Source organism: Arthrobacter sunyaminii (genome assembly GCF_018866305.1).
In the GTDB taxonomy this organism is placed as follows: domain Bacteria; phylum Actinomycetota; class Actinomycetes; order Actinomycetales; family Micrococcaceae; genus Arthrobacter_B; species Arthrobacter_B sunyaminii.
In genome coordinates this window covers 3,529,125-3,540,249 of the sequence record NZ_CP076456.1, presented here as the reverse complement: position 1 = coordinate 3,540,249, position 11,125 = coordinate 3,529,125, and the positions used below count along the sequence as shown (strand labels likewise).

Here is an 11,125-nt window from a genome sequence, read left to right as displayed (position 1 = left end):
ACAGGCAGCGTGCCGGCGCGGGGGAAGACCCGTGGCGGTTTCAGCGCGATCCGCCGGCGGATGCGAGGGCGTCCCGCACATACTGCACCACGCCCGGCACTGAAGCCTGGATCAGGGCGTATGAGGAGTCAAAGTCGCTCATGTTGCCGTACCAGGGATCTTCAATACCCTGTTCTTCGACCGGTAGCTTTGCCGAGGACGGATCAAAGCTGCGAATCAGGCGAACCTTGTCCCGGTCCTGAAGAGTTGCTGCCCAATCCCGGAGTTCGGTGTAGTGCCCGTAATCCATGGCCAGCACGAGGTCACAGTCTGCGAACCATTCCAGTTTGAACTCCTGTGCCCGGAATACCCGGGTCTCCCCGGCACGAAAACCGTGGTTTTGGAGTTCCTTCGCGGCGCGGGGGTCCATGGGGCGCCCGGCCTCCCAGGCGGTCACCCCGGCGGAATCCACACGGACGTCATTTCCGAGTCCCGCCTCGTCAAAAGCACGGGTCAGGCAGAACTGGGCCATGGGGGAGCGGCAAATGTTGCCGGTGCAGACCGTGATGATTCTGTACATTCATCCAGCCTACCCACCGAAGAAGATGGCGGGCGAAGAAGACCGGCACCGAGCAGCTAGGCCCAGGCGATGATCTCCCCGGACGGAATCAGGAACCATCCGTCCGGACTTTGTGACCAGCGCCGCCAGCCGCCTGCCATCCGGGCCAGACCGGCTTGGTCAGTCAGCTCGCGCTCCAGCGCCTGGGCGGCGAATGCGGAATGCAGCACCCGCTGAGCCCAGCCGTCACCGAACCACGCGCGGCGTTCAGGAGTGGCGTAAAGCCAGTTGGACGCCGAGGGCACAAACTCCGTAAAGCCTGCCTCCAGGATCCACGAAACGAGGCGCCGGCCGGCATTGGGCTGTGCCGCGTTGCCGCGGGCAATCCGCTGGTAGGTGTCCATCCATTCAGAGAGTTCGGGAAGCTCCGGGTACCAGCTCATGCCGTGGAAATCGGCGTCCCGGACCGCCACGATCCCGCCGGGCCGGGTGACGCGCCGCATCTCCCGCAGGGCCGCCACCGGATCTGCGAGGTGCTGAAGCACTTGGTGGGCGTGGACGACGTCGAACGCGGCGTCCGGAAAGTCCAGGTCATACACGTTCCCCGCGGCAAACTCCGCGTTGTCCAGTCCCCGGGCGGCGGCGAGCTTCCGGGCCTGGGCCACCACGTCCTCGGACTGGTCCAGTCCGGTGACGGGCCCGGGGTCTACGAGGTTCGCGAGGTCAGCCGTGATGCTGCCCGGGCCGCAGCCTACATCCAGCAGCGTCATTCCCGGTTCAAGGTAAGGGAGCAGATACGCCGCTGAATCGGCGGCCGTACGCACGGCGTGGGCGCCAACCACGCTGGCGTGGTGGCCGTGCGAATACTGTTCGGAAGCCATAGGAGGAGGATACGCGCAGGCGTGCCCGTATCTGGGGGAGTCTGCGGCCTGTGTCGTCCGGGCTGCGTCGCCGTTGCCGGGCATGAGCCCTTGTCCCGGGTCGAAGAGTTCGGGACGATGGCATCTGGACCCCGCCTCCAACGGCCGGGCGTTGCCTGGCGAGATGCCTTGGAAGGCAAAGATGGAATCGTCAAGGGGAGAAGGCCGCCCGAATCTGTGTGTGGACGGCGTGCGCCGCAGGATTGGTGCATGCCTCGTATAGCGGTTACTGGGCCCTTGGCGGGCAGTGGCTGCTGGACACGGTGGGCAGTGACGCATTACGGGTCTCCTCGGAGTCACGGCTGCTGACCGGACTCGGACTGGGGCTGGTGGCCCTTGCCAAGGCCTGCGGCGCCGTCATCCCGGTGGCAGTTGCCTACGGCCGGATCGGTTGGACAGGACTATGGCGCGGGCTGAGCTGGGCAGGGGCTCTGCTGCTGATCCTGTATGGCGGCCTAAACACGGCAGTCAGCAATGCGGTGCTGGCCGGATGGGTGATACCGGCAGGCGGATACAACCTCCCCGCCCTGGCCGGCCACGCCTGGCTGTGGGATCCGCTGTTCCTGCTTTGGGGACTTTGCCTCTGTGGGTACCTTCTTTTGTCCCGGATCCGGAACGTCAAGACCGGGGCACCGGATGGAAGAAGTTGAGTCGATCAGACTCAACTTTGTTGACAAAGATCGGAGCGTGAGTAAAGTTGAGTGCAGAACGCTCAAGACGCGGTGCGGAGGCTCAGGCCCCTCGACGGCGTCGTTTTCCACGGAAAGAGGAAGCAAATGTCACGTGCAGTAGGTATTGACCTTGGAACCACCAACTCGGTTGTCTCCGTCCTTGAAGGTGGCGAGCCCACCGTTATCGCCAATGCAGAGGGTGGCCGCACCACGCCGTCCGTTGTTGCTTTCGCCAAGTCCGGAGAGGTCCTCGTAGGCGAGATCGCCAAGCGCCAGGCCGTCAACAACATTGACCGCACCATCTCCTCCGTCAAGCGCCATATGGGCACCGACTGGAGCGTGGACGTTGACGGCAAGAAGTACACCGCCCAGGAAATCTCCGCCCGCATCCTCCAGAAGCTGAAGTCCGACGCCGAGTCGTACCTGGGTGAGAAGGTCACGGACGCCGTGATCACCGTTCCCGCGTACTTCAACGACGCTGAGCGCCAGGCCACCAAGGAAGCCGGCGAGATTGCCGGCCTGAACGTGCTGCGCATCGTCAACGAGCCCACCGCGGCCGCTCTGGCCTACGGCCTGGACAAGGGCAAGGAAGATGAGCTCATCCTGGTCTTCGACCTCGGCGGCGGAACGTTCGACGTTTCCCTGCTGGAAGTTGGCAAGGATGAAGATGACTTCTCCACCATCCAGGTGCGCGCCACCGCCGGTGACAACCGACTCGGCGGCGATGACTGGGACCAGCGCATCGTTGACTACCTGCTGAGCCAGGCCAAGGCCAAGGGTGCCGACCTGTCCAAGGACAAGATTGCCCTGCAGCGTCTGAAGGAAGCAGCGGAGCAGGCCAAGAAGGAACTCTCCTCGGCCACCTCCACCAACATCTCCCTGCAGTACCTCTCGGTTACCCCCGAGGGTCCGGTCCACCTGGATGAGCACCTCTCCCGGGCCAAATTCCAGGACCTGACCAAGGACCTGCTGGACCGCACCAAGAAGCCGTTCAAGGACGTCATCTCCGAAGCCGGCATCAAGGTTTCCGACATTGACCACATCATCCTCGTCGGCGGTTCCACCCGTATGCCGGCCGTCACCGACCTCGTGAAGGAACTGGCCGGCGGCCAGGAGCCGAACAAGGGCGTGAACCCGGATGAGGTTGTGGCCGTTGGTGCCGCACTGCAGGCCGGTGTCCTGAAGGGTGAGCGCAAGGACGTTCTGCTGATCGACGTCACCCCGCTGTCCCTGGGCATTGAAACCAAGGGCGGTGTGATGACCAAGCTGATCGAGCGCAACACGGCCATCCCCACCAAGCGCAGCGAGACCTTCACCACGGCGGATGACAACCAGCCGTCCGTGGCCATTCAGGTCTTCCAGGGCGAGCGCGAGTTCACCCGCGACAACAAGCCGCTGGGTACGTTCGAGCTGACCGGTATCGCTCCGGCTCCGCGCGGCGTCCCGCAGGTTGAGGTCACCTTCGACATCGATGCCAACGGCATTGTGCATGTGTCCGCCAAGGACAAGGGCACCGGCGCCGAGCAGTCCATGACCATCACGGGTGGTTCTTCCCTCTCCAAGGAAGACATCGACCGGATGGTCCGCGAAGCCGAAGAGCACGCAGCGGAGGACAAGAAGCGCCGCGAGGCAGCGGACGTCCGAAACTCCGCCGAGCAGCTGGCCTACTCCGTGGACAAGCTCCTCACGGACAACGATGACAAGCTGCCCGAAGACGTCAAGACCGAGGTCAAGGGCGACGTTGACGCACTGAAGAAGGCTCTCGAAGGCACCGAGAACGACGACGAAGTGAAGTCCGCGTTCGAGAAGCTGCAGACCTCGCAGACCAAGCTGGGCGAAGCCATCTACGCTCAGGCACAGTCTGAAGGTGCCGCAGGCGGCGCCGGCGCCGGTGATGCAGGTGCAGCCGGCGGATCCTCCGCAGGTGACGAAGACATCGTTGACGCAGAGGTTGTCGACGACGAAGACAAGAAGTAATCATGACTGAAGCAAACAACGAGAAGCACAACGGCGACGAGCAGGATCCCGCCGGCACATCGCCGGCGGAGTCCGAAGCTGCGGCCTCCGGTGAGGCTCCCGCTGCGGACAACGGTGCCGAAGGCGATGCTCTGGCTCAGGCCGAGCAGATCCTCAACAGCGCCGATGTTCCCCCGGAACCCTCTGCCGCGGGATCACCGGAAGCTGCGGAACTGCGCAACGACCTGCTGCGGTTGCAGGCGGAATACGTCAACTACCGCAAGCGGGTGGAGCGGGACCGCGACGTCGCCCGGGAAATGGCCGTCATTGGAGTGCTGAACTCCCTGATGCCCGTCCTGGATGACATCGACGCCGCACGCCAGCACGGCGACTTGGCGGAGGGGCCTTTTGCCTCCATCGCCAACAAGCTGGAAAATTCGCTGAAGACGTACGGCCTGGGACGGATTGACGAGGTGGGGGTCGAATTTGACCCCAACATCCATGAAGCCCTGATCCAGCAGCAAAGCCCGGACGTCCAGTTCGATACAGTGACGCAGATTCTGCGGGCCGGTTACAAGTCCAATGACCGGGTCCTGCGGGCGGCACAGGTTATCGTCTCCGTTCCGGAGCAGTAGGCAGGGGTGCCCGGGGCCGTCTCACGGCGGCCCTGGGCACCTTTTTTCCAGCAGTGCACGTCCGGTCCGCAACCCGCGGGGTGTGGGCAGGAGCAGTAAATTGAGGAAGGGGACGCCAATTGGCTAGTCAGGATTGGGTCGATAAGGATTTTTATAAGATTCTGGGTGTCCCCAAGGACGCGTCGGAAGCCGATATCAAGAAGGCCTATCGGAAGCTGGCGCGCAAGTACCATCCGGACCAGAACCAGGATGATCCCTCAGCCGAGCGGATGTTCAAGGATCTCTCCGAAGCGTATTCGGTTCTCTCCGACCCCGAGGAACGCCAGCAGTATGACGCGATCCGTGCCATGGGCAGCGGAGCACGCTTCTCGGCGGGCGGTCCCGGCGGCGCAGGTCCGGCGGGAGGCGCAGGCTTCGAGGATCTCTTTGGCGGGCTCTTTGGCCAGGGTGCACGTCCCGGCGGCAGCCGCCGCACCAGCTACAGCACCGGCGGCAGTAACATTCCCCCGGAATTCGCCGACCTGTTTGGCGGCGGAGGGTTTGGCGGCGGGTTCGGCTCAGCGCAGCCGCAGAAGGGTGCGGACCGCACGGCGAGCACCACTATCTCCTTCGCAGGCTCCATCAACGGCACCGTCATTGGGCTGCGCGAGCCCAGCGGTGAAGTAGTGGAAGTCCGTGTTCCCGCCGGGGTCAAGGACGGCCAGAAGATCCGCGTCCGCGGCAAGGGCCAACCTGGTGCCGCCGGAAACGGCGATCTGATGGTCACCGTGAACGTCACCCCTCACGACTTCTTTGTCCGCGACGGAAACAATATCCGCATCCATGTGCCGGTCAGCTTCCCCGAAGCTGCATTGGGTGCCACGATCGAAGTTCCCACGCTGACTGCGGAGAAAGTGAAGCTCAAGGTGCCTGCCGGCACCCCCTCCGGGCGCACCCTCCGGGTCAAGGGCCGGGGCGTTCAAACGTCCAAGGGCAACGGGGACCTGCTGGTAACCATCGACGTCGCCGTCCCTTCGCATCTCAACAAGGAAGCCAAGGCCGCAGTGGAGGCCTTCGCCGAGGCTACAAAGGGCGAGGATCCGCGCGCCGGCCTGGCCTCCAAGGCCAGGTTGTAGCCGCAAAACACGGTTCGGTTTCCGGTGCTCCGGAAACGGAACCGGGCTATGGTTACTAACGTCAACAGCTGTCAAGGAGGAACAATGGGCATAGACGTGAACGCGCCCATCTTTGTGATCTCCGTTGCCGCGGAGTTGGCGGATATGCATCCGCAAACCCTGCGGCAGTATGACCGGCTGGGCATCGTTTGCCCCAGCCGCGCTCCCGGAAGGTCCCGGCGGTATTCACAGCATGACATCGACATGCTTCGTGAGGTTCAGCGGCTTTCCCAGGAGGGCGTGTCCCTGGAGGGCATCAAGCGCATCATGCAGCTGGAAAACCAGGTGTCCGGGCTGCGCGCCCGCATCGATGAACTTTCCGCGGAGCTGGACTCCATCCAGCAGCGCACCCCGGACCGCAGCCGGGTGTTTGCTGCCGGACTGGCCGGCGACGTCGTGACCCTGACCCGTGGGCAGCGGCCGCCCGCTTCGCGGCCTTTCGCTACACAGCTCAGCCTCGCTTCCCTGGTGCAGCGCCGCGGCAAGCTGCGGGCCCTTCCGGCCGGGAAGCAGGACGCCGTGGACTACGACGGCGGTTACGTTCAGTCTCTCTGACTGCTTTGTCCGGCCGCCCTCAGCGGAACCGCCGGCCCTGGTCGCGGCGGTTCGCCCACACCGCCAGTGTTCCCAGCACCAGCGTCCAGGCGACGAGGCAGGGGAGGGCGGACGGGCTTAGCGGCTGCCCGGCGAAGACGGTCACCGCCAGGTCGCGGGCAGCCCGGGTGGGCAGGAACAGGGACAGCGCGTTGAGTCCCGGACTGAACAAGTCCGGAGGAAGCATCAGCCCCCCGCCGAAGGCCAGCGGAAAAAACACCACCTGCGTGACGGCGATGGCTACCTTGGAAGTGCAGAGGTAACCGATCAGCAGGCCCAGGAACAGGAACGGCAGGCCGCACACCAGCCATACCAGCATGGCCGCCGGCACCCGCCACCAGGACAGCGCCCCCGTTGTGAAGGCCTCCAGTGCCGAAGTGGTGAACATGCCCACGAGCATCACCGGGATCAGGGAAAAGAAGGCAAACAACATGGCGGTCAGGGCGCGGGCCGCAGTGGGCGGTACGGCGCCGGCGGGCAGCGTCCGCACATAGCTGCTCCACGGATTGGCGCGGTCCTCCGCGACGCCAATGCCGTAATTGAACAGGAATGAACTCATCACCCCAAAGAGCGCCAGCTGCGCGACGGCGATGAGCGAGGCCACGGGATTGGAAGTCACCGCCTGCTGCGGGAGGACGAAAAACGCCAGGGCCAGCGTGGGGAACAGCGTCGACGAAATAACGGAAATCGGAATGCGCAGCTGCTCAAGAACCTGTGCCTTGGTGTGCGCGCGGACCAGCGTTGCGGTGCTCATAGCTTCTCCTCCCGGACTCTTGTCTCGGGGCCGGCAGATAGGTGGGTCAGGGACAGGAACGCCTCTTCGAGGCTGGCCGTGTGGACCTCGAGCCCGGAAAACGGAATGTTGTCGCGGACCAGGCGCCGGACGGTCGCATCCGAGTCCCGGCTCAGCACCGTCACGACGTTGTCCCCGCCAGCGGTGACTCCCGCGCTTTCGGGTAAGGACTCGAACAACGACGGCGGAAGGTGGGTACGGAAAGAGACTCTGCTGACGGAGACCCGGCTGCGGACCTGGTCCACGGTTCCGTCGGCAACAACCTCCCCGTTGTTCAGAACCGCCACCCGCCCCGAGAGGGCCTGAATCTCCTCCAAATAGTGGCTGGTCACCAGCAGCGTGCCGCCGTCCCTGCGGTACTGGCCCAGACGCTCCCAGAGGTTTTCGCGCGCTTCAACATCCAGGCCGGTGGTCGGCTCGTCAAGGATGACCAGTCGGGGCCTTCCCACCAGCGCAAGTGCCACCAGCAGCCTCCGCTGCTGCCCGCCGGAGAGCCCGCCGCACTGTTTGTCTGCGATATGCGTGAGCCCGAATTCCCTGAGCAGCCGGGTTCTCGGCACCGGATGCTCGTAGTGGGCAGCAACAAAGTCCACAGTTTCCCGGACCCGCAGAGTGGGCGGCACGGACGTTGCCTGAGGCGTAGTCCCCAGTTGCCGCCGCGCGGCGGGCTCCCGGGGATTGCGGCCAAAGAGTTCCACCGTTCCTGCGTCCGGAGTGCGGATTCCGCACAGCAAATTCAGGAGGGTGGACTTTCCCGCTCCGTTGGGGCCGAGCAATCCCAGGGCTTCCCCTGCCCGGATGTCCAGGCTGACGCCGCTGAGGGCGGGTTTGCCGGCGTAGCTTTTGGTGACGCCCCTGGCAGCCGCCAGCACGTCAGACGTGCCGGCGAGGCTGGCCGGCCGGATGGCTGAACTGGGATTGGAAGTCACGGTGCCTCCGATAGTTGCGGTGTGGCCAGCAGATCCTGAAGGGCTGTCCGGTACTGGGCGTAAGCCAGCTTTCCCTCCGGACTGATCCCCAGATACGTGATGGGGGAACGGCCTTCTATGGTCTTGGTGACCACGATGTAGCCCGCATCTTCGAGCTTTCGCAGGTGGGTGGACAGGTTTCCTGCCGTCATGTCCAGCATTGCCCGCAGCTTGGTAAAAGCGATGCGGTTGCTCTCGCCCACCTCGTTGAGCATGGTCAGCGCCCGTAGCCGTGCTTCGGCGTGGATCACCGGATCAAGTTCAGGCATGGTTCACCGCTGCGGGGCGACGGCGCCGTGTTGCGAGGTACTCGGTGACGGACCCCGCCAGGAGCCCTGCTGATCCCAGGTACAGGAACACAGCCAGGAAGTGGTTGGGTCCGGAGAGGAGGGCAGTGATGGTTACCACCAGCAGCCATAGTCCGAGGTAGCACTGACGCTGATCATTGAAGGTGGTGCCGCCCGTGACGTAAAGCAGGCCCACGATCAAAACGGCAACGGAGTTGATCAGCATGCCCCGGACCCAGAAATCGTCCACTGCCCGGCCAATGAGGACGCTGAGGATGCCCATGATGAGGAATCCCAGGGCCCAAGAGGCGCCGTACATGCCGGCTTGGAAAGAAGTGGGGCCTCGAAGTCCCCGGGCGCCGCGGACCGACAGGATGACCGTGGCGATGGTGGCTGCGGCCAGGGCTGCTCCCAGCACGGCGAGGGCGCTGGATAGTTGAATCGGCAGCCACCCGTCTCTGCTGCCCTGCAGCGCCCCGTAACCCGCAACCCAGGCCAGCGCCCACAGCAGGTAGATCAGGGCGGCATTCCCGGTCAGTTGCCGCCGGACGGACCGTTCGGCGTCGTCGACAATGCGCAGGGCGGATGCGAGGTCAAGGGGCTGGTCGGGAACGGCAGCGTTTGGGACGGTGTTACCTTCGAGGCCGCTGCCGCCCCGCAGGCCGGCTGGTTTCTTTGCCATGGAGTGCTCCGCTCAAGTTGCGGGAAGCGAATGTTACCGGTTGCAAAGTAGTTTGCGCCGCAAACTGGTCTGCGGCAAGAGGTTCGCGAAAACAATTAAGAACAGCAGACAACTAAGAGCGCAGACGGCCAATTAAGAACACAGACAGCGATCAGCGCAGGCGGCGCGCCCGCAGGACAACATCCTCGGTGTGGTGGGCACCTGCACCGGCGGAAACGTTCCGGGGCCGGACCTCGTCCACCTCAATCTGCCAGTTCTCGTCCAGCAGGGCTGCCACGTCGGCGAGTCCCACGTAGTCCCGGAGCGCGGCGCTGTGTGCCCCGGCGTCCCCGTCAGCGGGCAGCTGATGGTGCACCAGAAGGAGAACGCCCCCGGGGGCCACAGCCCGAAGCAAAGCACGTTCGGCAGCGTTCGAGTCGGTGCGCAGCAACGCCGGATACTGGGCGGATACCAGGTCAAAGGAAGCGGGCGGGAGAGCGGCCTCCACCAGGCCGGAGTGCAGCCAGTGCACGGTTACGCCCCGCTGGCTGGCCTGCCGCGCTGCCCGGTCCAGCGCCACGCTGGAAACCTCCAGTGCCGTGACATCCCAACCCTGCTCCGCCAGCCACACCGCGTCGGCACCTTCACCGCAACCTACGTCCAGAACCCTTCCGGGCTTCAGCCCGCGGACCTCGCTCACCAGAGCGGCGTTGGGTTGCCCGCTCCACAGAGCGGGCCTTTCGGAGTAGCGCCGGTCCCAGAAGTCGCTGGTTTCCTCAGGTGTCTGCGGGGTGACGTTGCCGGACTCAACCGGCTCGGAGGCAGCGTGATGGTTTCCATGTTCCATTACTGAAGCATGCACCGGGAATACGCAGGCGGCAAAGTCCTTTTGCCACCCTGGCAAACCGGACCGCCCACCCCTTGTGCCAGACGCCGCGCGAAACTAGCTTGCGGCGTTCCCGGCGTCCGGGCGCAGGCGGATGAGGCGCTGCGGGCCGCTTTCCTCCAGTTCCACCAAGTCGCTGTGGGATGCGAGGAAGTCGGTGAAGGACCGGTAACCGAGCGGCTTCTCGTTGAAGGAGGGGTCCATCCGGCGCATCTGGTTCTTGATGGTCCCGGAGTTGAGCCACTCGTCGGAGTCGCCCTTCGCGTGGCCGATCTGCAGGGCGCGGATGAGGAGCTCGGTGGCAATGGTCTGCGGGTCGATGTCCTCGTGTATTTCCGGCTCATCACTGAACTGGGTGTCCCCGGCATCGGAGAACATGGGGATCGTGGTGAGCTGGTGGACCTTGCCGGGGGCGGGATCCAGCTGGGCCTGCGCCGGTTCGGGCACCCGGTCCTTGTCGACACGCTCCGGCGCTGCGGCCTTGTTGATGCCCGGCAGCGAATCGTAGTCTTCGAATTCGTCACAGGCGGCGGCCAGCGAGGTGCTGGTGGATCCGGCAACGCCGATGCCCACGACGAACCGGCCCAGGCGCTTCGACTTCTGCGCGAGCGCAATGTAGTCCGAATCTCCGGCGACGATAATAACGTGGGTGAGGTCCGGCAGCCGGAAGAGATCTTCCACCACGTCCACGGCAAGACGGATGTCCGCGCCGTTCTTGGTGCCGCGGGTGGTGGTGGTGAACAGCTGGGTGAGGTCCACGGCCCGGGACATCAGCTGGCGCTGGTAACTGGCATTGACGGGCACCGACCAGTCGGCGTACGCACGGTTGACCACCAGTGTGCCAAAGGACGCAGCGAAGTCGATGATGGCGTTGAAATCGACCGTGGCGGAGGTCAGTTTCGCTGCGATATCGGGGTCGGCGTCACGGCTGAACTTGTCGAAATTGCGGATGCCGTCGCGCTGGAAGGCATTGCGGCCATGCAGCTGCTGATAGCGGGAAATGACGATGTTGTCGAAGTCGATGTAGAGGCCGACGCGGGCATCATTGGGTTCAGTCATGGG

The 11,125-nt window shown here is 64.5% G+C and carries 12 protein-coding genes and 1 pseudogene; 5 read left to right on the top strand and 8 right to left on the bottom strand.

Annotation, left to right across the window (positions count from 1 at the left end):
- Positions 1 to 40: 40 nt before the first annotated feature.
- Both KG104_RS16045 and KG104_RS16040 read right to left on the bottom strand, forming a co-directional pair.
- Complete coding sequence (locus tag KG104_RS16045) at positions 41 to 559, bottom strand: low molecular weight protein-tyrosine-phosphatase (RefSeq protein ID WP_207347717.1); 519 nt, start codon at positions 557 to 559, stop codon at positions 41 to 43.
- A gap of 56 nt (positions 560 to 615) precedes the next feature.
- Positions 616 to 1,419: a methyltransferase domain-containing protein gene (locus tag KG104_RS16040; RefSeq protein ID WP_207347718.1), complete on the bottom strand. Its 804-nt coding sequence runs from the start codon at positions 1,417 to 1,419 to the stop codon at positions 616 to 618.
- Positions 1,420 to 1,664: 245 nt separating this feature from the next.
- Here KG104_RS16040 and KG104_RS16035 point away from each other — a divergent pair, with 245 nt between their 5' ends.
- The 5 genes and pseudogenes from KG104_RS16035 to KG104_RS16015 form a co-directional block, all read left to right on the top strand.
- Positions 1,665 to 2,108: a DUF3995 domain-containing protein gene (locus tag KG104_RS16035; protein ID WP_237688614.1), complete on the top strand. Its 444-nt coding sequence runs from the start codon at positions 1,665 to 1,667 to the stop codon at positions 2,106 to 2,108.
- A 126-nt stretch (positions 2,109 to 2,234) separates the two neighbouring features.
- Entirely contained in the window at positions 2,235 to 4,106 is a 1,872-nt protein-coding gene (dnaK, locus tag KG104_RS16030) for a molecular chaperone DnaK (RefSeq protein ID WP_104053141.1), read from the top strand.
- Positions 4,107 to 4,108: 2 nt separating this feature from the next.
- Positions 4,109 to 4,720, top strand: coding sequence for a nucleotide exchange factor GrpE (locus tag KG104_RS16025; protein ID WP_104053140.1), 612 nt, complete (start codon positions 4,109 to 4,111; stop codon positions 4,718 to 4,720).
- Positions 4,721 to 4,839: 119 nt separating this feature from the next.
- A complete protein-coding gene (locus KG104_RS16020; RefSeq protein WP_104053139.1) occupies positions 4,840 to 5,835 on the top strand; it encodes a DnaJ C-terminal domain-containing protein in 996 nt (331 codons plus the stop codon).
- Positions 5,836 to 5,919: 84 nt separating this feature from the next.
- Positions 5,920 to 6,297 (top strand): annotated as a pseudogene (locus KG104_RS16015) (heat shock protein transcriptional repressor HspR); the annotation flags it as partial.
- Positions 6,298 to 6,448: 151 nt separating this feature from the next.
- Here KG104_RS16015 and KG104_RS16010 read toward each other — a convergent pair.
- From KG104_RS16010 to KG104_RS15985, 6 genes are all read right to left on the bottom strand, one after another.
- Positions 6,449 to 7,222: an ABC transporter permease gene (locus tag KG104_RS16010; RefSeq protein WP_207347719.1), complete on the bottom strand. Its 774-nt coding sequence runs from the start codon at positions 7,220 to 7,222 to the stop codon at positions 6,449 to 6,451.
- Positions 7,219 to 8,190: an ABC transporter ATP-binding protein gene (locus KG104_RS16005; protein ID WP_237688613.1), complete on the bottom strand. Its 972-nt coding sequence runs from the start codon at positions 8,188 to 8,190 to the stop codon at positions 7,219 to 7,221. The genes KG104_RS16010 and KG104_RS16005 overlap by 4 nt, the downstream gene beginning before the upstream one ends.
- Positions 8,187 to 8,498, bottom strand: coding sequence for a transcriptional regulator (locus KG104_RS16000; protein WP_104053135.1), 312 nt, complete (start codon positions 8,496 to 8,498; stop codon positions 8,187 to 8,189). Before KG104_RS16000 ends, KG104_RS16005 begins: the two co-directional genes overlap by 4 nt.
- Entirely contained in the window at positions 8,491 to 9,198 is a 708-nt protein-coding gene (locus KG104_RS15995) for a hypothetical protein (RefSeq protein WP_237687088.1), read from the bottom strand. The genes KG104_RS16000 and KG104_RS15995 overlap by 8 nt, the downstream gene beginning before the upstream one ends.
- 151 nt (positions 9,199 to 9,349) lie before the next feature.
- Positions 9,350 to 10,024, bottom strand: coding sequence for a class I SAM-dependent methyltransferase (locus KG104_RS15990; RefSeq protein WP_207347720.1), 675 nt, complete (start codon positions 10,022 to 10,024; stop codon positions 9,350 to 9,352).
- 96 nt (positions 10,025 to 10,120) lie between these two features.
- Entirely contained in the window at positions 10,121 to 11,122 is a 1,002-nt protein-coding gene (locus tag KG104_RS15985) for an NYN domain-containing protein (RefSeq protein ID WP_104053132.1), read from the bottom strand.
- Positions 11,123 to 11,125: the final 3 nt, after the last annotated feature.